We start from the raw sequence: 22,771 nt of genomic DNA, 5'->3' as shown, positions 1-22,771 counted from the left end.
CTGTCTGGGAATCCTGCGCCGCGCCGGAAAACGGGGAAAGCTGTTGCCGCAGGCCTTACGGCTAGCACTGGAGGCTGTAGCGGGAAAGACTGCCCAGAAGGACGCCTGATCTCAATGGCACATGGCCAAGGCGGGGCTGAGATTGCGTTTGGTCATGGGCCAACGCTGACCTGCAATCATGAAGCCCCGATTGTTGCTCACGGGCTGCGTGGTGAAGGCTTCGATGCCAGTGAAGACGGTACAGGTCGAGGCGCACCGCTGGTGCCAGTTGCGATCCAAGAACGCGCTGTGAGTGAAAACCCGGATACAGGTCCGGATGGGGCAGGGTTTCGGCAAGACGGTGCGTCCTACACGCTGGAGGCCCGCAGCGTAGCTCAAGCGGTTGCCTTCGACTGCAAGGGTACAGAAGTTCAGTTTGCACAAGATGGTTCGCATCCACCGCTTCGCAGCATGGGGCATTTAGGCAGCCATCAGAACGCTGGTGGGCATGCTGCTGTCGCATTCGATCTGCGTGGCCGTGAGGGCGGCGCTATGCCCGAAGGGCCGCATGATACGGCGAATATTCGGGCCGCTTCTGGTGGATCGTCACGCAGCTATATCGCTCAGCCTTGGGCTGTGCGCCGCCTGACCCCCAGAGAGTGCGAACGCCTCATGGGCTTTCCAGACGATTTCACCCGCATTCCTTATCGCGGAAAGCCCGCAGACATGTGCCCTGACGGGCCGCGCTACAAGGCGCTTGGGAATAGCTGGGCCGTGAACTGTGCAGAATGGATCGGTGAGCGCATCGCCGAAGTTGAAAAATGGGACGACGATCATGACTGACAAACCAATCCTGTTTTCCGGCCAGATGATCCGGGCGCTGCTGGACGGTCGCGAGTGGAACGAGGTGCCGGGATGAGTGCAGATGAACCATGCTGCATGTCAGCAGCGCATGGGCAAGATTGTGGTTGCTCCAAGGCTGCGCCGTCAGCGTCCGGCTTGTTCAGGTCGACCGGAAAAACTGCGAAAAATCCGAAGGCGCGCGAGAAAGATGATTTCTATCCGACGCCACCAGAGCCAACACGCGCGCTGTTAGCGGTAGAAGGTCAGCGGCTACGTCAGCTTGGGGCGGTGTGGGAACCGGCCTGTGGCGATGGTGCGATGGCCCGTGAAATCGAGGCATTCGGCCTGCCTGTTATTGCGTCGGACATGGTTGATCGTGGTTGGCCCGGCGCAACGATCCGCAGCTTCTATGATTACGATACCGCGCAGGCTAAGGCGATGGTGACGAACCCTCCTTACAAGGAAATCAATGCGCGGGACGGGCAGGGCCGGTGGCTGTCTCATGCGCTGAACATCGGATGCGATTATCTGGCCATGCTGCTGAACTGGGACTGGCCTGCCGCAGCCGGGTTGGCGCCGCTCTTGGCGCGCCATCCAATCAGCCGGGTCTACGTCTGCCGCTGGAAGATTGACTTTACCGGCGACGGCGCACCGCCGCAGCGCAACGCTTGGTTCATCTGGGACCGGGCTTTGAGCGAACAGGAAACGGTCCTGCGCTTTCTGGATCGCAAGGATGGACGACAAGGGGAGCTGCTATGAGCATCGAAAATAAGAATGCCGAAAAGCCGAAATATGTGAAACTCGCTACTGCAGCCAAGATGTACGATACCAGCCGGTGGAAGTTTGACAGGCTGATCAAGGCGGGGAAGTTGACCAAATATGAAGTGCTTGGATCTTCGATGCTCAAGGTCGAAGAAATCGAGGCACTGTTTGAATCCGGTGCGGCTGCCTAGCAAAAGTTACTTGGGGGACTAGCTGGGGGACTAAGATCAGTCTCCCGTTTTTTTATTTCTATTAATCAAACTCTTATGTATTATAATTGAGTCTTCTCGGCCGCACCAGGTAGCAGTAGTAACATGTAGCAAATTGAAGTTTCCCCCTTTATTTGTTGCATCTTGCAACCTATCCTCCTAGCAAAATGGTGCAAAATGTAGCACTGTATAACGCCCCTCTTGGGGGACTGGCTGGGGGACTGGGTGTGGCGGCACTGAACAAGCTGACGGCAATGAGAATCAAGAAGGCGGCTCCGGGTGAGAAGCTGGAGGACGGTGGCGGGCTGCGCTTTGTCAGCGGGGTCAGCGGCGGGAAGTGGGTTTTCAGGTATTCGTTTGGGGGCAGGCGCCGGGAGATGGGGCTGGGTGGCTTTGATGATCTGCCGCTGGCCGAGGCGCGGAAGCTGCGGGCCAAATGGACTGCCGCTCTGAAAGACGGCAAAGACCCACTGGCCGAACGTCAGCGTCAGATTGAGGAGGAAGCCGCCGCACAGCGCCGCGAATGCCCGACATTCGCGGATATGGTTCAGATTGCCTTTGAGGCCAGAAAAGGGATGCTCCGTGATGAAGGCAAAGCGGGGCGCTGGCTGTCCCCTCTGGCACTATACGCCATTCCGCAGATCGGCAATAAGGCGATCACGGATCTGACGCAGGCTGATATTCATGCCGCGCTTCTCCCGATTTGGCACAAGAAGCATCCCACGGCTGTGAAGGCGATAAACAGGATCAAGATTGTCATCACCCATGCGCGGTTGTCCGGGTACGATATTGACCCGTTCATTTGCGATGCTGCCCGGCATATGCTCGGCCATGTCAACCACAAGGTACAACCGATCCCGGCAACCTCGTGGCGCGATGTACCGGCACTCTACGCGCGCCTGAACATGGAGCGTTCCACCCATTTCATCCTACGCTTTGCGATCCTGACAGCCATGCGAAGCGATGCGGTGCGCGGTGCGCGGTTCGATGAAATCCAAGATGACATTTGGACAGTTCCGGCGGATCGCATGAAGGGTAAAGAGGGGCTGACCACTGACTTCCGCGTCCCGTTGTCCTCTGAGGCGCTTGCGGTCGTTAAAGCTGCTCGTAGCGCAGCAGGTAGCGATAATCTTCTGTTTCCGTCGAGCTGGGCTGGAAAGAAGATTGTCTCGGATGTGGCTGTTGCCAAGGTGCTGAACGAAATGGGGGAGGAGGGGCGTCTGCATGGGTTCCGCACCTCGTTCCGGACATGGGTTCAGGACACAGAAGCGGCCAGCTATGATGTGGCTGAAACCTCACTCGCGCATATTCTCGGGGGCAAGGTGGAGCGCAGCTATGCGCGTTCAGACCTATTGGAAAAGCGGCGTGTGCTGATGCAGAAATGGGCGGATTTCGTGACCCAGAGTGAGGCCAAAGTGGTCAAGCTGCGCGTGTGACACGTTTGCGGTGACGCTGGATGCCATTCCAAATCTGGCCGGGCCAGCGTACCGGGCTGTCGAGAAACAGAAGGATGGCCCAAGTGATCCAGATCCACGGGGGCGTCCGTTCGTTCACGGTGACGGTGTGAACAGTGTCGGCGCTGACCTTGTTGCGGTCGGCTGATTGATTGATTTCGCGCGCTCTCGGGCGAATGATTTCCTGCGATATGTTCTCGCTTTTGCCGACAGTTTGGGTGTTGCTTTTCCCGGCCTGCACATTTGCAGCCACATTCGGCCCGCCGCCGATAAGGAATTTCAGCGGCCCAGCGCAACCTGCGATGAAGAACAGCGCAAGGAGGGCGATTACAAATCCGCGACGCAAAGGGAATACTCCGCAGCGCGACGGTTCACAGAGGTGGTCGCAGGATTTCGGACCAGTTGCTAAGCTCTGGCAACTGAAGAAGGACGAACACTCAAGATGGCGACACAGAAACGCTACACTGCAGACTTCAAGGCCAAGGTTGCCTTGGAAGCCATACGCGAAGAACTGACGACGGCTGAGTTGGCCAAGAAGTACGGCGTGCATCCGACGATGATCAACGGTTGGAAACGCACAGCGATCGCCAACATGGCGCAGTCGTTTGACGCCAAGCCAAAGGCGGAACCATCGCTTTCCGAGAAAGAGGTAGAGAAACTGCATGCCAAGATCGGGCAGCTGGTGGTCGAACGCGATTTTTTGGCCGATGCCTCCAGGATCATCCTCGGGACTGGAGGCAAAAAGCGGTGAAGCAAGATCATCCCAAACTGAGCGTCCGGCGACAATGCACGCTGCTGTCTCTCACCCGATCTACACTGTATTATCAGCCCTGCGGGGAAAGCGCCGAGACCCTCAAGTGTTGATTTTCGTGTCGGATTGACCCATTTTTCATTTGGCGTTGACCCCTCTGCAACAGGATAATCTTATGAAAAGTAAGAGAAGTCCTTAATGCCTATGGGTCATGGCGTTTCGGAAAACTGGGGCAATTTCTCGCAGAAATCAACACCCGCACAAGCACTGTCGCTGGCCCCGCTCCAGTCTGGCTTTACGGTCTTTCTTCGCTATTCAGATCAAGGGGCGGCAGCTCCCTTGCGGCAAAAATCGACGCTTAGCCCATGTCTCGATCAGCTCAGCTCAAGTGCATCCCCTCTTGATTGGCAAACCTATGGCGAAGCCAGTTCGGGATGTCCTTTCTGAACCGATCGGCATCAAACTTCCACGACGACGCGTCTTCAAGCAACTTCCGGGCAGCCTTGTCGTCTTTCCCGAGTTTGGCCTTTGGCCAGTACGGCTTATTGCCCTCCCAAGCCGTCAAATACCCATCTGCCCAAATCGAAATCAAAGGTGCTTCATCAGGGATCAAGGGCACACCGATCGGCGTGCGCAATTTTGTCAGGGTCCCATTGTATCGCAACATGAGCAAATCCAAGATCCGCTGAAGTGTTTTGTCGCTTTGGATTTCTGGCCCGATGACATGCAACAAAACTTCTGCCCAAGATCCTGGCGCGACAAACTCCGGCGCCGTACATACGCCCATCATATACCCGTCGACCCACCACTCCGTCAGGCCCGCGGGCTTGAGAAGTTTCTCCAATTCACCAGGCTTTTCGGGCGAAATTTTCGGCATTGGCATTCCTGAAGGCACAGGACCACTGGTTACCTCGAAGGAAGCGCCCGGGGAGGACGGATCGTGCCCCAACACATTGCGATCCAGCCAAACCTCGAAGGACTGCTCAAAAATTAGCTCCATAATAGGGGTCTTCTTCAACGCCCGGCCATTCGTAAGCGCTTGGGCCACAGCCAAGAACTGAGGCGCCTCAGGCTCTGCTGCGGTCTGAAAAAGGTGCCCCATCCGGGCGAACACCTTGGCCCAATGATCTCTACGATCCTCCAAGGCCTGCCAAAGCGCTCGCTTCATGGCCGCCGGCGTTTTACTGCCTTCAATTGCATCGGTAAAACTGTCGCTGTCTTCATACCAGCTCTCCGAAATCATCGGAGATATCATGTCCCAGTCAGCGCTGGCCGTGATCAGACGCCCCTTTGCCTGTACCGACATCGCATCAAGCTTGCCTTCAGGATCAGCTGTCGCCACAACGTCAACGATACTTGCTGGACTGGGCCGCATGTCATGCAAGCCTAAAGCCTGAACTACATCGACCAGCCCCGGCGCAGGCGGCTGGTTGTTTTCCAGGCCATCGGACAGGCCCCAAGCGATTGCCGTCGCAACATACTCAAGCGACACGTCCCGCGTCTCCACCTCAGAGGCGATCATCTCGACCAACCGCTTTTGTTCGCTCGCACTCGAGCAAGGGATCAGGTAAGCATCCTTGACGCCAAAGCCTTGTTTGATCAGGATCACGGCCACTTTGCGCGCGCCTCCTGATTGAAGCACAATTGTCATACTTTGCGCCCCGGTGCCGTCAATCAGGCTGGTCAGCGCGCGGTGGACTTTCGGGGCACCCATCGTTTGGGGAGAGACGTTGCCATTGCGAATGGCGTGGTGCACGATGGCGTCAATTCCGGTTATGGTTTTCGTGTCCGAAACCCAGCTGCGCAGGATCGTCAAGCGTCCAACCAAATCCGGCGAAAGATGCCCATCTGTTGAACGGTCCATCAGCCCCTGTAGCGCACCGTGTCGGATCTCTTCTCGCCGATCGAACAAGAGGGCGCATCCCAGCTCTCCCATTACGGTTTTGGGGCGAGCCACCACCTTTTGCACCATGGGAGAGCGCACCTCAGCTGGCAATGTCGCAATGATTTCCGAAAAACCAGTGTGCAGGGCGGACAGGTCGCCGTCGTCACCGCCGCTGGCTTCTTTCAGGAGGTTGTCGATGAGTGGCCCCATCTCTGCCGGATCATGATCTTCAAACGCGCCTTCTGCATCATCAAACATCGAAAAGTCTGCCGCGACGGCTTCCGGGGCGTCCAATCCCGCGCGCCCCCAACAAGAGGCCAGAAACAGGCGTCCAGCAGAAGTCATCGCGCCCTTCAGTTTGAACCGGCCAAGTTCTTCTTCAAGAAACCCAATGAATTGTGCGCCAACAGCCTTGCCGTTTTCCTTTGCCATGCGGGCTTCGTCCAAGACTGATGTCAATATCTGCATCAGGCGATCTGCTTGATCGTCATGGTCCTCGCAGTGCCCAAGATATCCGGCAAGTTGCGTTACGACCGATTGATCAGCCATTACCTCCAGAGCAACCTGACGGAATACTTCTCGCGCCTTGGGGGCCTCAGCATTACGAGGCAACCTGTCCAACAGGTTCTGAAGTGATTTTGGCAACATGGCGGTCTCCTGTCTGTCAATCGGCGGCGTCTTGATCGGTCGGGCTATCTTGTAAGGCTCTTTGCACCTTGGCAAACTGGAAGGGCAAGAGCCGGCATTGCCCAGCTTTTACCTCCTCATCAGGCATCAAGCCGCCGCCACCGCGTCATTGAGGGCCCTGACGATTTTAACAATCTCTTGGGCCTGATCACGGTTGAAGATGCCAGCGATACCCATGTCGTCGAGATCGGTGAACGGGCTTTCATAGAACGAGGCAGGATCGACGATACCGCTTTCGGTGAGGCTGTCGACGATCAGGTCTAGGAACTCCGCTTGGTCGGCATTCAGCTGATACTGGGCAACAAAACCGCTGAAGGCTTCTTTGGCCGACGCGCGGTCCAGACCGGTCAAGGACCGCAGAAAACGGCCGAGACCACCGTCCTCTTCCAATCCAGCCAACAGGTCATCGTCGGCAATCTGCTGCTCTATCAGGATGCGCTGCAGTTCTTCGAGGTCTTGCCGGGTCAAGGCCTCACCTCGGCGAACCTTGAGCAGGGTGATGTGGTCTTTGTGGGTCTCAATGAACTGGCGGACCTTCATCTTGAAGCGGGCCTTGTCCACGCCGCTGCCGACCTCAGGCATGGTGACCGTGGTGCCGGCGCCGATTTCATCCTCGAAATCCGTAATGACGATTTTGCGCTCTGTGGGCTTAATAAGCTCTGCCAGGTGGCGTAAACGGCGGCGGACGGTTTCGAGGATCTCTGGCGTGATGCCTTCCCAGAATGCATCGGTCTGAATCTCGAGGATCAGTTCCATTTCCTTGGCAACCAACGGCACATTCGAGAGTTCCTCAAGCGCCGAGGCGAACTTGGTGATCCGCAATTGAAGGCGCCCAAAGCCGCCTTCCTGTTTCATCAGCTCCAGCTGGGCACTGATCATCAGCAGGTCAAATTGCTTGGCAGGCAAAGCGCCATCGTCATGGGCTGTGGGAAGCCCTGCGACATCCTCCATCAAGGCCAGCCGGGCCTCCATATCCAAGGTGTCCCAGTTTGCCTTATCCTGGAACCGCTCGACGCTGCGCCGCTTGGCCCGGACGATGAAGTTGTCGATCGGCATGCCCAGCACTTCCTCATGGAGCCGGGTCTTGGTGGCCTTGATTAGGTTCCCATGGTCCTCGCTGCTGTCCGCCAACGCGTCAATCAAGTCGACGCGCGAGATGAACAGTCTTTCGCTGATGGGTTTGGCTGTGGCACCGTCCATGACATTCGGGTTTTCATGGAAGAACTCGAGGTTCTGACAAAAGTCAAAGATGACAAATTGCTGCTTATCCTCTCCCGGGCCAAACAGGTTCACGCACAGCCGGGTTCCGCGGCCAACCATTTGCCAGAACTTGGTCTTGGATCGGACGATCTTGAAAAAAACGAGGTTCACCACTTCGGGCACGTCGATGCCGGTATCCAGCATGTCAACCGACACAGCTATATGGGGCGCCTTCTCGGCTTCTGAGAAGTCATCGATCAGGGATTGGGCGTAGGGCACGCTATAATCGATAAGCTGGGCAAACTGGCCTTTGTAATGCGGGTACGCCTTATTGAACCGTTCCACGATGAACTGCGCATGGCGGCTATTCTTGGCGAAGATGATGGTCTTGCCCAGCCGGTCACCCCCGGCCACCTTGATCCCGTTGCGCATCAGATGTTCGAGAACCTTGTCGACGGTATCTTCGTTGAAGAGCCATTTGTTCAAGTCTGCGCTGTCGATGTGATCCCGCTCTGTGCCGTCTTCATCCCATTCGATGGCATCCCACGCTTCTTTTTCATCTTCAGGGAGTTGATCGTAATCGATACCCTCCCTCTGAAACTTCAGCGGAACAGAGATCGTCTTTGGCGGCACCAGATATCCGTCCCCGACGGCATCCTCGAGGTCATAGGCGTCTGTCGGCACCCCTTTCTCAAGCCCGAACAGGGAATAGGTGTCCTTGTCGATTTCATCGCGGGGCGTTGCGGTGAGGCCGACCAGCAGGCTATCGAAATAGCCAAAGATCGCCCGGTATTTGCTATAAACTGAACGGTGGGCCTCATCGATAACGATCAGGTCGAAATGCCCCGGGCCATAGCGCTTCTCGCCGCCTTTCATCTCTTCGATGAGCCCCATCATCGTTGGATAGGTCGACAGGCACACCCTGGCGCCCGAATGGTCGTTTTTCTTCGGGTCGTGTTTCTCCAAGAGGTTGGCGCAAGGCGTGGCCGGCAGATGCGCCTTAAAGGCCCCTTGCGCCTGTTTCACCAGAGCGATCCGGTCGGCCAGAAACAACACCCGCTTCACGCGGTTGGCGCGCATCAGTTGATCAATCAGGGCGATCACTGTGCGCGTTTTTCCGCTGCCCGTGGCCATGACCAGAAGGGCTTTGCGCTGCGCATGTTTTTCGAACGCCTCCCCCACCCGGCGGATGGCGCGCTGTTGGTAATATCGGCCTGCAATCGCTGCATCTAAGTCAACCTTGGAAAGCGGTCGAATATTGGCACGCCTCTGATGCAGGAGTTGCAACTCGTCTTTTTTCAGGAAGCCCGAGATGTCGCGCGGCGGATAGGCCAAATCATCCCAAATCCAATGTTCATAGCCATTGGTGGTAAAGATCACCGGGCGGCGGCCATAGGTCTGTTCCAGACAATCGGCGTAGAGCTTGGCCTGTTGCAAGCCAATGCGACTGTCTTTCTTGGTGCGTTTTGCCTCGATCACGGCCAAGGGTTTGCCATCATCGCCCCACAGCACATAGTCGACAAAGCCCTCGCCCGATTGGCTGGGCATGCCTTGCACCGGGAACTCCCGGTCCCGGGGCTGGTCCAACGCCCAGCCCGCTTCGGCCAGCAATAGATCAATAAAACTGTCACGGGTTTCGGCCTCGTTGTAATCGTGATCGTCGGGTATGGCGCTGTTGGCCTGACGCAGGGCGGCGATTTCCGCGCGGGCAGCGGCCAGTTCCGCATCCAGCCTTGCCCGCCCTTGTTCGGACTGCCGCAGGGCTTCCTCGGCTTCCTCCGCCTTTTTACGCTCGGCCCGGATGTCGCCTTCGATCTTTTGGATTTGCGCCACGGTGCTGGCGGTGATCGTCAGGGATTTTTCCAGCTTGGCCATATCGAATTGTAACGCCGGATCGGGCTTGGCCGTTTTGGCATAGGTCCGGGCGATCCAATAACAGACATGGAACAGTTCGCGTACCGTTGCGGCGGCATCTGCTGCCGTCAGGGGTTTGCCCGTGTCATGGGCGGCGCGGTTGCCCTGATCCTTGATATATTTCGCCTTGGTGACGATGGCGGGGCCAGTCAGGGCGGTCAGGCTGGGTTCCACGATCATCGCGGCCAGCGAGGTGTTATAGGTGCGTTTCAGGTCCGGGTCCGTCCGGTAAAGCCATTTCAGCGCCGTTTCCAGCGTCAACCGCGCCCAAAAACACGCCCCGCGCGGATCGGATAAGGCATGAGTTTCCGCCTTGCGGGCGTTTTGGTGCAGGGCCGGGAAATCGGTGGACAGAAAGGCAAATTGGGACATCGGTACAACCTATGGGAACAGCGTTACCTTAATCGAGGAAATTTCTTTGAGAAGCCCGTTTTGCTGAAATCCACAAACAGGCCCGAGTAGATCAGAGTTCCCCCCGGAAGGCGCGGTGTTGAAGGGAGGCGAAGAGGATTCTGATCTTATTTGAGGCTCGTTCAGCGGAATACTGCTGCCGGGTGATCGCCTGAAGAGCTTCTCCGAACCTCTTTTGCTGATCTTCCGGAGGCAGTAATATTTCAACGGGGTAGATGCGACTGCCCGAAATCAAGGGCTGTGCTGCGCGGCCAGCATATTGGTTCAGATCTGCCACTCGGAGAGCTTCAGCCAGATAGGTAACGCTGCATGGTTGGAGTTGTCTCACAAGAAGGGCATTATCCGTTACCCAGCAGGGGTGGTTTGTAACATGGACTGCGCCGCAATATACGCCAACGCGACCTATTACGATCCGGTTGGCCCCTACCGGTCCTTCGTTATGAAATCCGTTGATGCCGTTCCCCCCATAAACAGGAAAGTCACCAGGAATCATTTCCTTTGCCGTAAGGCCTTGGCCACTGCTCACCTTGATAAGATCACCCAAAACAACCCGCTGGAAACCGTTCGGGTTCGAGTGAACGCTTCCAAACATCTCATAAAAAATAGCCTGCCCGAGGGTGTTGAGTTTTTCGAGGGCGCGGGTGCGGAGGCGGCACAGCTCTGCCGCCTGATCCAATATCCCCGCAATCCGCTTTTGCTCGGCTAAGGGCGGGAGCCATAGTTCTTTGTCGTAAGCATCGTTTCGATTCAGGCCCGGAATAGCGGCTGACTTGTTCAGTTTGGTCAGGCCAAGCGAGCCTAGCGTATAATATAGCCAACGTGCATCCTGTTTCGTTGCCGTTTCGTCTACATAATAGGTAGTATCAATGGGCCAGCACGAGCCGTCTGAAAATGCGACTTCACCGATCGACCCCTTACGACCGATGATGATTGTTTTACCACTGGTGAACCCTTCAACATGGTTGTCGACAACACCATTTGATCCGTAGACACAAAATTCACCAGCCTCGCGAACCTTTTTTGAGAGGCTTTTACCGTATTTCAGTTCGCATATATCACCCAACCGAACCTTCTCGCCGTTCATCCCAGCATCCCCTCAAGCCGATCCAGCCCTTGCGTGATCTCGGCCTCCAGCGCCCGCAATTCTGCGATGATCTCGGAGGGGGCGGCGTGTTCCACCTCTTCATGCTCAATCTCTTTGTAGCGATTCAGAGACAGATCCCATGATCCGGTGGCGATAATATCCGCCGCTGGCACCATAAAGCTTTGCGCGGTGCGGGGGCGGTCCGCCTCGGCCGCCTGATCCGCCCAACGGGCCAGAATGTCGGGCAGGTTGTTCTTGGCGTGGTCCTCCTCGCTCAGCGCCTCTGCCGGAACAGCGCCCAGTTTGTCGGCATCCAGCAGCGGGGTGCGTTTGTCATCCAGACTGAACCCATCCGCCGCCATGTCATAGAACCAAACGTTTTCCGTGCCGCCCGAATTGGTCTTGGTAAACACCACAATCGCGCAGGACACGCCCGCATAGGGCCGAAACACCCCCGAGGGCAGCTTGATGATCGCATCCAGCTTGTGATCCTCGACCAGCATCTTGCGGATGTCCTTGTGTGCCTTGGACGATCCGAACAGCACCCCATCCGGGACAACCACCGCGGCCCGCCCGCCAACACGCAACTGCCGCAGGAACAGCGCCATGAACAGCAGTTCGGTTTTCTTTGTCTTGACGATTTTCAGCAGGTCCTTGGCCGTGGTGTCATAATCCAGCGACCCGGCAAAGGGCGGGTTCGCCAGGATCAGGGAATAAGCCCCTTCGTCACTGCCGTGTTCCTCGGCCAAGCTATCACGATAGGAAATATCGGGATTTTCAACCCCGTGCAGCGTCATGTTCATCGCCCCGATCCGCAGCATGGTGCTGTCAAAATCAAAGCCGTGGAACATATGGCTGTGGAAATGATCCCGCTGTTCCTTGTTGCGCAGCATTTGCGGGTGGTTGTCGCGCAGGTATTCCCCCGCCGCCACAAGGAAACCACAGGTGCCTGCCGCCGGATCACAGATCACGTCATTGGGCTGCGGGGCCATCAGTTCGACCATCAGTTGAATGATATGGCGCGGGGTGCGGAACTGGCCATTGGTGCCTGCGCTGGCAATCTTACCCAGCATGTATTCATAGACATCGCCCTTGGTGTCACGGTCATCCATCGGGATGTCGTCCAGCATCTGCACGACCTTCGCCAGCAGGTTGGCGTTCGAGAAGCCAAGGCGGGCATCTTTCATATGGGTGCCGTAGGACGATCCGTCCTCGCCCATCTGACGCAGGAAGGGGAAGACATGTTCATCCACGATCCGCATCATTTCCCGCGCTTCGAAATGCTTAAAACGGGACCAGCGCAGATTGTCATAGGGCTCGCCTTTGTCGTCCGACCCTTCGGGGAAGATGCGGCGAGACATGGGAAGACCCAGATCCTCTGCCTTGCGCTCCTCGACTGTGTGCAGGTCGTCCAAACGCTTGATGAACATCAGAAACGTCAGCTGCTCGATTACAGAAAGCGGGTTCGAAACCCCGCCTGACCAGAATGCATTCCAGATTTGATCTACTTGATTGCGAATAGGGCCTGTCAGCATGGTCGGTGCCTTTTTATGAATTGTTGCAACCTTACCGAGGCTTCGGCCAACTGACCAGACTGCACCGGCAGCGACTTTTACGCGAATGGCTGGTCGGAGATTTTCCGCCCCTTGATCTTGAGACCCATAATCCGCCGATCGATGTAAGGGGTACCGATTTCCAGACGTGTACAACCCAGGGAAAGGCGTGTGATAGTAATGGAACCATCCGCGTACAACGCGGGCGAGAGGCATTTGACGAAAGGACGATTTATGGGCTTGCACGAAGACAAAATTGACGGCGTGCCGCCCAGTTCGTTTCCTACTTCATTCCTGTCGTAGAAATCATGCGGGACCTTGGCGGGCAAGCTCAGCCACGTCAGGTCTTCGATGAGTTGATCAAGTGCCATGTAAAACCTGATGATTTCCTTGCTCTGACAAACAAGAATGGTGGGTCCAAATTTGAAAACCGGGTGCATTTTGCCCGCGCCTATTCGGTCAAGGCGGGCGTCATGACATCGCCACACCATGGCATATGGGGATTGAGTGAGATCGGGCAAACTGCCAACCTTACCCCTGAATGGGCCGCCGAGATTTTTCGAACGGCAAGGATCAACTTTTCCGGGGACGAAGATGAGCAAGAAGCCCCCAAAGACGATGGAGATAAAGCCGGCAAAAATTATTGGTTTGTCGGTGCATCTTGGGCAGAAGGCGACCAAACCGAGCGTTTTTTACAGGAAGGCATCTGGCAAAACGGGTACGAGGACAAGTTTTCGAAGCTGGTCCGGCAAATGCAGACTGGAGATCGCATTGCCATCAAAGCATCCTTCACCCGCAAGAACGACGTGCCTTTCGAGAATTATGGACGCGCCGCCAGCGTCATGCGGATCAAGGCTGTCGGTACGATCACTGCAAACCGGGGGGACGGGCTTACTGTCGAGGTAGACTGGGAAGTGTATGCAGACCCACGGGACTGGTATTTCTACACCTACCGCACAACTGTGGCACGCGCCCGCATCGAGGAAGATGAATCGCCCCGGTTTCACCGGAGACCTTTAGCTTCATTTTACGCGACCATATCGAGCACGTCGCGTTGTGCATAGAAGTTCTCTTCGGCTTCGGCTGGCGGGATATTTCCGATGGGCCCAAGTAGGCGGCGATTGTTGAACCAGTCGACCCATCCGAGCGTGGCCATTTCCAGATCTTGCATGTTGCGCCATGGACCTTGGCGGTGGACCAGCTCCGTTTTGTAGAGGCCGTTTATGGTTTCAGCGAGGGCGTTGTCATACGAGTCACCGACGCTGCCGACCGATGGCTCAATGCCAGCTTCGGCCAACCGCTCGGTGTATCGAATGGACAAATATTGCCCACCGCGATCCGAGTGATGAACTAATCCACCCTTCTGGACGGGCCGTCGATCATGCAGGGCTTGTTCCAGCGCATCAAGGACAAATTCTGTCTTGGCGGACCGCGAGACCCGCCATCCCACGATGCGATCAGCGAATGTGTCAATGACAAAGGCCACATAAACAAAGCCTTGCCATGTGGACACGTAGGTAAAGTCACTGACCCACAGCATGTTCGGCGCAGGCGCCCGGAACTGACGGTTCACCTTGTCGCGCGGACAGGGTGCTGACGTGTCCGGAACCGTTGTTTTGACCACCTTACCGCGCACAGCGCCACGGATTCCGATCTGTTTCATCAGGCGCTCCACGGTGCAACGCGCGAGCGTAAAGCCCTCACGCTTCAGCTGGTGCCATGCCTTGCGCACCCCATAGACCTGATAGTTTTCATCCCAAACCCTTTTGATCTCTGGCCGCAATTCCGCATCGCGCTGCTGTCGCGCCGATGCTTTGGAAGGATCCGCGCGACATGCGAGGCGGTGATAGAATGTTGACGGCGCGATCGGCAGAACCCTACAGATCGACTCGACGCCATAAACAATGCGCTGATCTTCAATAAAAGCGATCATCGCTTCAGTGGGCGGTCGAGTTCCGCCTGCGCAAAGTTGAACCCGTCACGCCACTGGTTCGAGTGGCGGGTGAAACGCCGACGCTTTGCGGAGAATTTCATTCGCCTGCCGAAGCTCACGGACCTCACGTTCCAGGGCCTTGATCCGGTCCCGTTCCTCGGTCGTGACCCCGTCGCGCATGCCGCTGTCTTTCTCAGCCTGCTTGACCCATTCGCGCAGGGTCTGGGGAATACAGCCAATCTTGGGTGCAATGGCCGCGATCGCGCCCGCCTGCGTTTCGTATGAGCCCTAATGCTCGAACACCATCCGGACCGCTCGTGCGCGGACCTCGGGCGAGTAGCGATTTGCCATCTTACTTTTCGTCATAACCATCATCCTTACTTAAGTTGATGGTCTCCGACAAACCCGGGGCGATTCAAGATGACATCATCTGCGTTTTCGGCCCAATGCGGACCTTCGCACCAGGCGCCGCGAAAGTCTTCTTCGAGCCCACTTTACCAAATGCTGTCCCGCAGCTTCTCGAACGCGGAGTAGACCTGGCCGAGATGAAAGGGCCAGACCGGTAAGTCAGCCCGATGATTGCTGCAAGACTTGGCTCCTCAAGACTGCCACTCAAACCGTTAGAAGTTATGCTCTTGCGCCGAGGGCCACCGATACGCAACATTATCCGAAGGGTTCGACTTGGAAAAACATTCTATTGCTTCACGCAAGATGGGGCCGAGGAAATTTAAAGGAGGCTATTCCGTGTGGGAAGATATTGAAATTGTTGAGTGCTTAGGTGAACGCGGCGAGATCATCGACGTTATCAAGCAGACGCGAATGATCGACGGACAATGTCAGACGCGTTGGCTGGCAAGCCGTGGTAACGAAATTCTGTTTGAGCGCAGCGATGGGCATTTCGAAACCGAGAACGGCGGAGAGATTATCGCCAGATTTCCTAGCTGATTTGGCGGAAGATATCTGAACTCTGTCTTCCGCAACGGATGCTGCGTCAGCAACGCCCGAGATTTTGCTCCCGCAGCTAATGGCCGAAAGGTCCGCGTTGCTGACCTTCACGGGTTGAACGATGCTGCGCTTAGTCGCCAAAGGCCGCTTTCGGCACGCTGCAAGGCGGCGGCTTCAGGTCGCGTGAAGGTCGGCTTTGGGCCGTCAGCGCCCGCAGCCGTGTCTCGCCTGGACGAGGAGCCCGCTGCACCGCCGCATGTCCGCTCCGAGCCCTTTTCCCGGATGGTGCATGGTACATGGATGTCCGCTATCCAGACCGGCCAAAACCTTCAAGATCCCACTTGGTTTCGAACAAGGTTTTTGCGGCGCTAAATAACGTGAACTATGGACGTTCCAAAAACAAGGGTTTGTCGAGCGATTATGAACGACCTCTATTCCTCAATCTGTTCTAGGAACTGTCTAACCGCTGCAACAACGTCCTGAGCGATTGGTAAATCTGGATCCGCATAGGCAGCAAAGTTGGCGGCTGCGTCATCAGACGAAACAACCTTCAACACATGGTTGACGTCTGGGACCAGAGAGAGGGTGCACTCTGGCGCTGCCTCCGCGATCCTACGGGCATCCGCTTCGCCTACCTGAAGGTCACGCTTACCCTGAACGACAAGGATGGGAACACGGGTTTCCATCGCCAGTATGGCAGGATCGTAGGAGAATGCGTCGATGAGAAAGCCTTGAACCTCCGGTGCGAACAATGGCTGTAGGGCAGGGTTCAACGCGTTCGTATCTACCTGCTCACCGCGCTCCAAGGACATTATCGCTTCATCTGCTTCATTCAGGATCGGGGTGTTGGCTGGATTGGCGTGCAACTGGTCGCGCAGCACAGTTCCAAGCGGACGGCCTGGAGTGCTCACCAAGATCAGGCCGCACGGTTCAGGCAGGCGCGCTATAGCCGCAAGCGCGACCAGACCGCCCTCACTGTGCCCCAGCGGCACGACGCAACGGCTGCCGCCGGCAGCCGTTGGCAGTTGCTCCCTGATGGCCTGCGCCCAAGCGAGTATATCATCGCCATAGGCCGTGATCGTCACATCATTGGGGTCGGGGATCGCGTCCGCCGAGCCAAACATGCCACGCTTGTCGATGCGCACCGAGGGGATCCCGCTCTCGGCCAATGCCTCCGCAAGCAGTGCATAGGGTGCTGCCGAGATGCCGAGGGGTGAATTGCCGTCGCGGTCAGTCGGTCCCGATCCAGGCACAATCAATACGACAGGCGTTCCATCGGGAATTGCACTGTCGCTGGCTGGCAAGGTCAGGGTTCCTGCGAGAGAGCCTCCAGGGCCGGGTGCACTCAACTCCTGCTGGACGGCCAACCCATCGCCCTCGTTTTTATCATCCGTCTGAGCCACCACAGAAGACGCTGAAATCATACTGAAAGCCAAAACCAGTAAATAGGTGACGGAACTCATCGATAGTTTCACAATCGCTCCTTTCAACACACTGATCGAGAGTGAGCATTGCGCCCCTTACAATATCGTTCAAGGTGCTTGTCAGGAACCTAGCGAATTCATGCTCGTTCAAGCCTCCCCAAAACGACCATTTGTTGAACGGACCGCTGAACCTGCCATCGGCGCACCCGCGGCGAAGGTCAGGAAAGTCCGCCCTGCCGACCTTCATTCTCCGATGATGCTGCGCGATGGACGAATGGCCGGTCTAGTGAAGCTGCACCGCGGCGATCGGCAAGGGACTGAACGGCAGGTCAGGGCCGTTTCTTAGTTAGCAAAACCTAGAGGCAAAAACCTAACTTTGGCTTCTGGCCCACGTGGGTCAAGCTGATAGAGTTCTGGACGCTTTACAAGATAGGCGCGCCAAGTCCGCTCGACCTGTGAACTAATCTTCACACCATGCAAAGAGTGCATTTTAGGTGCCAATTCCGAAATTCGCATTCCAGATCCATTTTTACTGTGAAGGGCAATCATAGCACGAATTTTTTCGTCTAGGTTAGTTGGACTATTGTGTCGCTGAGTCGTTGGATTTGGAGGTTTTGCACTACCTTTCAACGCTAGGGTCGAGAATTCGGTACAGGCCGCACGAAACAAGACCGGTGCCTTGTCTTCGCCAAGACCATACACTTCAAGCCCACGTTCACGAAGTCGGTAAGCGAGATGGGAAAAATCCCCGTCTGATGTTGCGATGACGAGCGCCTTAAATTCATTGAGTTGACAGGCTTCGATAGCGTCTATGGAAAGCAGAATATCTGCACCGTTCTTTCCTGGCCCTGCATGGATAAAGCGAAAACCCGCAGCTTCCATCCACCTCGAGGCCCGATGCCCGCCACCGTACACGCGGGCCAAATCCAGTCGCCCCAGTTGCTGTGCGAAGGCCAGTATCTCTTCGCTGAAGCACGGGCTGATGTTATCTCCATCGACAAGAAGAGCAATTGAGGAGGCCAAGTTTCACTCCAATCTAGTAGTCTCAATTCAACGTTTGATAGAGTTCGAACTTGTCAAAAGTTTGTCCAGAAGTTGCTTCTGTCAAAGCCAAAATCCGCAATGCGAAAGCTACACCGCAGCGATTTATCGGATGACAAAGGTCCGCACTGGGCCGGGAACGACGGCGCAATGGTTCGGACCTGGCAAGTGCCACGTTGCACTGCCGCAGGTCGGCTTCGAGCCCAAAGTACCAGTTACTGCACTATGCGCGAATGTCGGCCATCAATGATACTACGCCTACACACGCGCAATCTCACGGATCAGATCATTTGTCTCTGGTCTCGTCGTTTGGTGCCGATAACGAAGAGCAGAAACAGTTCGCGAAATTTCAAGGTCGTCGATGAGTATCGAAACGAGGCCCCTATCTGCTGGAATTGCCGTGGTTGGCAAAATCACCGCGCCTAATCCCTGCCGCGCGAGTTCGACTAACCAATCCACGCGATTTGACCGATAGGCCGCGTAGAGTTCGTGACCTTGGTCTGCACATGCCCGATGCAACGCATCGCGCATTTCGCAATTGGGTCGATCGAGCATGTCAGTTTCAGCGAGTGTCGAAAGAGAAATAGCGTTTCGTCCAGACAACGGGTGCGACTTGGACACCACAACCTTGTAGGACTCGTCATAGAGCTGGTCTATTCGATAGAGGTCTTCACTGACCGTCGCCGCTGTGACAACGACGTCAAATTCACCCTCTCGCAATCCGGCCAGAAGCTTGGAGGCAGACGCCACGATCAACTCTATTTCGGCTTGCGGCAATCGTGTACGGAAGCGTTCCACGGCGGCTGAAATCCGTTTGTGACCAATCGTTTCGCCAACACCGACAGAAATAGGAACCCGCTCTAGTCGCGTGTGGCGGACGGCTTCTGCCTTAGCTGCCTGCGTTTCGTCATGCGCTTTCTGTAGCCTTGGCTGCATGAGTTTTCCGAGTGCCGTCAACCTGCATCCCGCGCGGTCCCTGACAAACAGATCACCCCCGAGCTCGTGTTCAAGTTTCTTGATCGCGGTCGTCAAGGACGGTTGGGAAACATTTGAGGCGCTAGCTGCATGGGTGAAGTTGCGATGCTGGCAGACAGCCAAAAAATACCTGATCTGGTTCATCTCCACTGCCACAGTCTCCGTCACTTTCCGCCATGAGGTTCATCATAGCACATGTCTATCAAAGAATAGAAGTTCGGGATTGGTGCCTGAGGCATTCGGCATGAGAAAAGGGTGCATCGAAACCAACCACAACAACCTCTCAATCAGGAGGCGACCATGAAAGCCCAAATTCTCAAGACACTCGCCGCTTTGGCCTTGATCACGACATCTGCAGCCGCACAGGAAACCCCAATGGAAAATCACACTGCCAGCTACATCGCCATGCCCGCCGCTGAAGGCCAGACCGAAGCATTCGCCGAATTTCTGGCCGGAGCCGCCCCGATTGTCGCGGACACCGAACCAGGCACCGTGCTTTGGTTTGCCTTACAAGACGACGATACGCTCGCGATCTTTGATATCTTCGTGGATGAAGAAGCGCGCAATGCGCATTTCTCCGGCGCTGTGGCCGCGGCTTTGAACCAAAATGCCGACGCGCTGGTCGCCGGGGGCTGGGACGATGGTGTGGTCGCGAATATCAACAATTCCGATGTCCTGTCGGTGAGGGAACCGGTTGATCTCTACTCGGCCACGACAGCCACGTACATCACGCTCGAAGCAGCACCCGGCAGAGGGCCGGAATTGGCAGCCTTGCTGACCGCAGCTGGTCCCATCGTCGAAGAAACCGAACCCGGCACATTGTTCTGGGCGGCGCTGCAGGTTGACGAAACATCCTTCGCAATCTTCGACATCTTCACCAACAATGCTGGCCGTGAAGCACACTTTGCCGGTCAAGTCGCCGGGCTGCTGAACGAACGGGCAGCGGAGTTGGTCGCTGGCGGGTGGGACGACGGTGTGGTCGCTAACGTCCACAACTTCGACATCCTCGCCATCAAGTAACGCGATGTGACAGGAACAAGAGGCGCCTGGTGCAACGCATCAGGCGCTTTGCCGAACGAATTTAGATTCACCGTGAAGCGGTCGTTCGAGTAACTGCAGCGAATTAGCGATTTGTCCGCATATTGGACACAAACCCCCTGCCAGAACCTGTGCGCCTAAAACGGTCGTTTCCGCCGGTGACAAAAATGGTTGTGTTTTGGCACATCCTGCGGCGCGGAGAATGTCTGGAAAGAGCCCATTTTGACCTTGATCAAACACGCGGATACATGGGTTAATAAAATGCGTTCGACTGGGTGAACGAGGCGTGCCCGGCGTGAGGAGTATGAATGGACAACAATCCGATCACCGGACAATGCCTCTGCGGCGCAGTGAAATTCCGCATATCAGGAGAGTTCGAGAGTTTTTTCCTGTGCCACTGCGCCCGATGCCGTAAGGACAGCGGTTCAGCCCATTCGGCAAATCTGTTTTCGTCCATTGCCAAAATCACCTGGGTGTCAGGCGAAGAAAAAACCAAGACGTTCCGGCTATCCGGGTCACGCCATATGAAGTGCTTTTGCTCCGACTGCGGGTCCGCGCTGCCAGTTTCCCGGCCGGATATTGGTTTACTTATGGTGCCGGCAGGGTCGCTTGACAGCCAGTTTGACATGCGACCGAACGCGCATATCTGTTGTTCCAGCCGTGCGAATTGGGACAACGATTTGGCCTCTATTACAAGGGTCGACGGGCTTCCCGGCTGAACGGTCGAGCCGATGATGCATCTACGACAACAGCCAGACGACAAGGGCGCGAATGTCAGTTTCGTCCGCACCGACGACCTTGGGCTATCACTCCATGCTGCACCATGCCACAGATGTCCGGTATGGAGAAGCTGCGCCGCAGCGATCGGCAAGGGACTGAACGGCAGGTCAGGGCCGCACCATCCGCCATGGGGTGCATCTGCCTCATCCGGTTTTTTTGAGAGGGGGTGACAAGGGCGGGCGGAAAGCGGTCATTCGCTGCAACTGCTAGACTGGCCCAAGTCTGCCTTCAAAGCTGACATTCTTCAGTTCCAGTACGGCTCCAATAGGATCTGTGTGGAGAGAAAAGACTTTCTTTGCGGTACTATCTCTCGGATTTCTCTATTGGAGTGTTTGCACCGAAAATGAAGTTCGGAGCTGGCCTTTGCAAGCTGGCACTGCCGCTTGCTGGGGGGGGCTACCATATCGCCAAAAGAGTTGTTAATCGATCTCATCCGTCCAGACTTCGAAACTGTTCAGGACATTTCGGCCGAAAGACTGCAACAGGGGCACGTCGGCGGCGTCTCGTCCCCTGGCGACGAGAATTCGGCCAATTCGAGGCGTGTTGTTGCGTGGATCAAAGGTCCACCAGGAGCCATCCAGAAAGACTTCCATCCAAGCTGCGAAGTCTCCAGGAGGATACGGCGGAGGCGTGCCAATGTCGCCGAGATAGCCTGTGCAGTAACGGGCAGGGATATTCATGCACCGGCAGAACGTGATCGCAAGATGCGTATAGTCGCGGCACACGCCCACACCTTCGGAATAGGCTTCGGAGGCCGAGCGGGTGGCGCGTGCCTGCATGTAGTCAAACTGGATGTGGTTGTGTACGAAATTGCAGATCGCTTGAACACGTTGCCAGCCAGGCCGTGTGTGTTCGAAAAGGCGCCACGCCTCGTCCGACAGCAGGTCAGTATCGCAATAGCGCGATCCCATCAGGTAGATCAGACTATCATCGGGCAGCAACTCAACCGGAATCTGTGCAGCGTTTGGCGCAGCCTCATCCGGGGCCCCACTGTCGTGAACGAAGGCATCGACCCCGATCGAGAAGACCCCTGCAGGCGCGACAAGGCGTGTGCACCAGTTACCGAACATGTCCCGATAGGCATTCAGCGGGACGCTTGGCGTTGTGACTATTCGGTCGGGCGCCTCTAGATCCCCCGCGCGCGAAAAATGCACATTCAGCAGCGCGATCATCGGTGTCGGTTGGGTAAGTTGCAGGTCGAACCGGCAGCCTAGTCGAATGCGCATGTCGTTTCCTCTCGAATATAAGAACGTGGCCCCTGACGAATATCCCTGACGCGCTCGGAAATGATCTTTCTCACCAGACCAACGAAAACGGTCCCGTAATCGTGTCGGAGAGATTTGGATCGAAGACTGCTCTTTCCGGGAGCTGGTGCCTCCGCTTGCTTTCCGGAGGTTTGGTTTCGCTCTGTGCGAATATTCAAAAGCCTACGACTGCGTGTCTGGAAAATACAGGATTACCTTCGACATTTGCCGCCCCGTGTCTGATTACAGACCCGAAGATGATAAATACAGCATTTGGTCGAATGGCGCCCGATCGTTGGACCGATCTTAAATAAAGGAAACAAGAGGCGCGAGGGCGCGTTCAGCGCTTTTTCTTGCCCGCGCTGCTGACATCGCTCGCAACGAAGGCTTCCCTCTCGAGGCGCGCTTTGCGAAGCCGAGCGGTTTTCGTTTCACGCTGCTCGGCATCGTCAGCCACGATGTCGCGTGCTGCGCGCGAAATTCTGTCCATCTGGCTTTCTGCAGCACGCTTTTCATGCTTGAAAAACTTGGCCTTTGAAGGTGTCGCCATGTTCAATTGTCCTCAGTGAATTTGTAGCTTGGAGTGCACATATCGAGCCAAATGGACCAGTCTCGCCAAATTTCCTTGTGAGACCGGTCGCCACTAACGCGACTGAGGT

18 protein-coding genes, 2 pseudogenes and 1 other annotated feature are annotated in these 22,771 nt (G+C 56.2%); of the genes and pseudogenes, 9 read left to right on the top strand and 11 right to left on the bottom strand.

What is annotated here, in order from left to right; genetic code table 11:
- The first annotated feature begins 114 nt into the window (after positions 1 to 114).
- The 4 genes from FN828_RS20890 (at position 115) to FN828_RS15545 (ending at position 3,229) form a co-directional block, all read left to right on the top strand.
- Positions 115 to 822, top strand: coding sequence for a DNA cytosine methyltransferase (locus tag FN828_RS20890; protein WP_235891502.1), 708 nt, complete (start codon positions 115 to 117; stop codon positions 820 to 822).
- A gap of 156 nt (positions 823 to 978) precedes the next feature.
- On the top strand, positions 979 to 1,581 hold the full coding sequence (locus FN828_RS15555; protein ID WP_221930560.1) for a hypothetical protein: 603 nt from the start codon (positions 979 to 981) through the stop codon (positions 1,579 to 1,581).
- Entirely contained in the window at positions 1,578 to 1,775 is a 198-nt protein-coding gene (locus FN828_RS15550) for a hypothetical protein (RefSeq protein ID WP_142494356.1), read from the top strand. The genes FN828_RS15555 and FN828_RS15550 overlap by 4 nt, the downstream gene beginning before the upstream one ends.
- Positions 1,776 to 2,047: 272 nt before the next feature.
- Positions 2,048 to 3,229, top strand: a complete 1,182-nt coding sequence (locus tag FN828_RS15545) for a tyrosine-type recombinase/integrase (RefSeq protein WP_235891501.1) — start codon at positions 2,048 to 2,050, stop codon at positions 3,227 to 3,229.
- Here the strand turns inward: FN828_RS15545 and FN828_RS15540 are convergent.
- The gene (locus tag FN828_RS15540; protein ID WP_142494354.1) at positions 3,213 to 3,593 is read right to left on the bottom strand and encodes a bacteriophage spanin2 family protein; all 381 of its coding nucleotides are present in this window, start codon (positions 3,591 to 3,593) and stop codon (positions 3,213 to 3,215) included. The two genes, FN828_RS15545 and FN828_RS15540, sit on opposite strands and share 17 nt — an antisense overlap.
- Before the next feature lie 96 nt (positions 3,594 to 3,689).
- On the opposite strand from FN828_RS15540, the gene FN828_RS15535 reads away from it, so the two are divergent.
- Positions 3,690 to 3,998, top strand: a complete 309-nt coding sequence (locus FN828_RS15535) for a transposase (protein ID WP_142494353.1) — start codon at positions 3,690 to 3,692, stop codon at positions 3,996 to 3,998.
- Between the two features lie 379 nt (positions 3,999 to 4,377).
- On the opposite strand, the gene FN828_RS15530 is transcribed toward FN828_RS15535, so the two are convergent.
- The 4 genes from FN828_RS15530 to FN828_RS15515 form a co-directional block, all read right to left on the bottom strand.
- A complete protein-coding gene (locus FN828_RS15530) occupies positions 4,378 to 6,531 on the bottom strand; it encodes a UPF0149 family protein (protein WP_142494352.1) in 2,154 nt (717 codons plus the stop codon).
- A gap of 126 nt (positions 6,532 to 6,657) precedes the next feature.
- A complete protein-coding gene (locus FN828_RS15525) occupies positions 6,658 to 10,056 on the bottom strand; it encodes a DEAD/DEAH box helicase family protein (protein WP_142494351.1) in 3,399 nt (1,132 codons plus the stop codon).
- A gap of 91 nt (positions 10,057 to 10,147) precedes the next feature.
- Entirely contained in the window at positions 10,148 to 11,179 is a 1,032-nt protein-coding gene (locus FN828_RS15520) for a restriction endonuclease subunit S (protein ID WP_142494350.1), read from the bottom strand.
- Positions 11,176 to 12,714 (bottom strand): type I restriction-modification system subunit M, encoded by a 1,539-nt coding sequence (locus FN828_RS15515; RefSeq protein ID WP_142494349.1) that lies wholly within the window; start codon positions 12,712 to 12,714, stop codon positions 11,176 to 11,178. Before FN828_RS15515 ends, FN828_RS15520 begins: the two co-directional genes overlap by 4 nt.
- A gap of 305 nt (positions 12,715 to 13,019) precedes the next feature.
- Here FN828_RS15515 and FN828_RS15510 point away from each other — a divergent pair.
- Positions 13,020 to 13,796: pseudogene (locus FN828_RS15510) on the top strand (winged helix-turn-helix domain-containing protein); the annotation flags it as partial.
- Here the strand turns inward: FN828_RS15510 and FN828_RS15505 are convergent.
- Positions 13,760 to 15,031 (bottom strand): annotated as a pseudogene (locus FN828_RS15505) (IS3 family transposase). The pseudogenes FN828_RS15510 and FN828_RS15505 overlap by 37 nt on opposite strands.
- Positions 14,591 to 14,707, bottom strand: a sequence feature (AL1L pseudoknot). (Overlaps the previous pseudogene by 117 nt.)
- Positions 15,032 to 15,409: 378 nt before the next feature.
- Here FN828_RS15505 and FN828_RS15500 point away from each other — a divergent pair.
- On the top strand, positions 15,410 to 15,610 hold the full coding sequence (locus FN828_RS15500) for a hypothetical protein (RefSeq protein WP_185959048.1): 201 nt from the start codon (positions 15,410 to 15,412) through the stop codon (positions 15,608 to 15,610).
- A gap of 431 nt (positions 15,611 to 16,041) precedes the next feature.
- Here FN828_RS15500 and FN828_RS15495 read toward each other — a convergent pair whose 3' ends face one another.
- The 3 genes from FN828_RS15495 to FN828_RS15485 all read right to left on the bottom strand — a co-directional run bounded on the left by FN828_RS15495 (position 16,042) and on the right by FN828_RS15485 (position 19,194).
- The gene (locus tag FN828_RS15495; protein WP_235891500.1) at positions 16,042 to 17,073 is read right to left on the bottom strand and encodes an alpha/beta hydrolase; all 1,032 of its coding nucleotides are present in this window, start codon (positions 17,071 to 17,073) and stop codon (positions 16,042 to 16,044) included.
- A 303-nt stretch (positions 17,074 to 17,376) separates the two neighbouring features.
- Positions 17,377 to 18,057, bottom strand: a complete 681-nt coding sequence (locus tag FN828_RS15490; protein ID WP_142494346.1) for an NYN domain-containing protein — start codon at positions 18,055 to 18,057, stop codon at positions 17,377 to 17,379.
- A 276-nt stretch (positions 18,058 to 18,333) separates the two neighbouring features.
- Positions 18,334 to 19,194 carry a LysR family transcriptional regulator gene (locus FN828_RS15485; protein WP_221930559.1) on the bottom strand — a complete coding sequence of 287 codons (861 nt, stop codon included), beginning with the start codon at positions 19,192 to 19,194 and terminating at the stop codon, positions 18,334 to 18,336.
- 156 nt (positions 19,195 to 19,350) lie between these two features.
- On the opposite strand from FN828_RS15485, the gene FN828_RS15480 reads away from it, so the two are divergent.
- Positions 19,351 to 20,070, top strand: coding sequence for a putative quinol monooxygenase (locus FN828_RS15480; protein ID WP_142494344.1), 720 nt, complete (start codon positions 19,351 to 19,353; stop codon positions 20,068 to 20,070).
- Between the two features lie 326 nt (positions 20,071 to 20,396).
- Positions 20,397 to 20,807 carry a GFA family protein gene (locus FN828_RS15475; protein ID WP_142494343.1) on the top strand — a complete coding sequence of 137 codons (411 nt, stop codon included), beginning with the start codon at positions 20,397 to 20,399 and terminating at the stop codon, positions 20,805 to 20,807.
- Between the two features lie 480 nt (positions 20,808 to 21,287).
- On the opposite strand, the gene FN828_RS15470 is transcribed toward FN828_RS15475, so the two are convergent.
- Both FN828_RS15470 and FN828_RS15465 read right to left on the bottom strand, forming a co-directional pair.
- Entirely contained in the window at positions 21,288 to 22,094 is an 807-nt protein-coding gene (locus FN828_RS15470; RefSeq protein WP_142494342.1) for a transglutaminase-like domain-containing protein, read from the bottom strand.
- Between the two features lie 358 nt (positions 22,095 to 22,452).
- Positions 22,453 to 22,662, bottom strand: coding sequence for a hypothetical protein (locus tag FN828_RS15465; protein ID WP_142494341.1), 210 nt, complete (start codon positions 22,660 to 22,662; stop codon positions 22,453 to 22,455).
- Positions 22,663 to 22,771: the final 109 nt, after the last annotated feature.

It is taken from the genome of Thalassovita litoralis (genome assembly GCF_900182725.1).
GTDB classification, from domain to species: Bacteria; Pseudomonadota; Alphaproteobacteria; order Rhodobacterales; family Rhodobacteraceae; genus Thalassobius; species Thalassobius litoralis.
The sequence above is the reverse complement of the archived record's forward strand: the minus strand, read 5'-3'. Positions and strand labels throughout refer to the sequence as shown.

What these genes read in the sequence shown, in the direction of transcription:
- FN828_RS15550 (WP_142494356.1), top strand. Translation starts at nt 1,578, where the DNA reads ATGAGCATCGAAAATAAGAATGCCGAAAAGCCGAAATATGTGAAACTC.
- FN828_RS15475 (WP_142494343.1), top strand. Translation starts at nt 20,397, where the DNA reads ATGGACAACAATCCGATCACCGGACAATGCCTCTGCGGCGCAGTGAAA.
- FN828_RS20890 (WP_235891502.1), top strand. Translation starts at nt 115, where the DNA reads ATGGCACATGGCCAAGGCGGGGCTGAGATTGCGTTTGGTCATGGGCCA.
- FN828_RS15520 (WP_142494350.1), bottom strand. Translation starts at nt 11,179, where the DNA reads ATGAACGGCGAGAAGGTTCGGTTGGGTGATATATGCGAACTGAAATAC.
- FN828_RS15485 (WP_221930559.1), bottom strand. Translation starts at nt 19,194, where the DNA reads ATGAACCAGATCAGGTATTTTTTGGCTGTCTGCCAGCATCGCAACTTC.
- FN828_RS15545 (WP_235891501.1), top strand. Translation starts at nt 2,048, where the DNA reads ATGAGAATCAAGAAGGCGGCTCCGGGTGAGAAGCTGGAGGACGGTGGC.
- FN828_RS15470 (WP_142494342.1), bottom strand. Translation starts at nt 22,094, where the DNA reads ATGCGCATTCGACTAGGCTGCCGGTTCGACCTGCAACTTACCCAACCG.
- FN828_RS15480 (WP_142494344.1), top strand. Translation starts at nt 19,351, where the DNA reads ATGAAAGCCCAAATTCTCAAGACACTCGCCGCTTTGGCCTTGATCACG.
- FN828_RS15530 (WP_142494352.1), bottom strand. Translation starts at nt 6,531, where the DNA reads ATGTTGCCAAAATCACTTCAGAACCTGTTGGACAGGTTGCCTCGTAAT.
- FN828_RS15495 (WP_235891500.1), bottom strand. Translation starts at nt 17,073, where the DNA reads ATGAGTTCCGTCACCTATTTACTGGTTTTGGCTTTCAGTATGATTTCA.
- FN828_RS15535 (WP_142494353.1), top strand. Translation starts at nt 3,690, where the DNA reads ATGGCGACACAGAAACGCTACACTGCAGACTTCAAGGCCAAGGTTGCC.
- FN828_RS15465 (WP_142494341.1), bottom strand. Translation starts at nt 22,662, where the DNA reads ATGGCGACACCTTCAAAGGCCAAGTTTTTCAAGCATGAAAAGCGTGCT.
- FN828_RS15525 (WP_142494351.1), bottom strand. Translation starts at nt 10,056, where the DNA reads ATGTCCCAATTTGCCTTTCTGTCCACCGATTTCCCGGCCCTGCACCAA.
- FN828_RS15515 (WP_142494349.1), bottom strand. Translation starts at nt 12,714, where the DNA reads ATGCTGACAGGCCCTATTCGCAATCAAGTAGATCAAATCTGGAATGCA.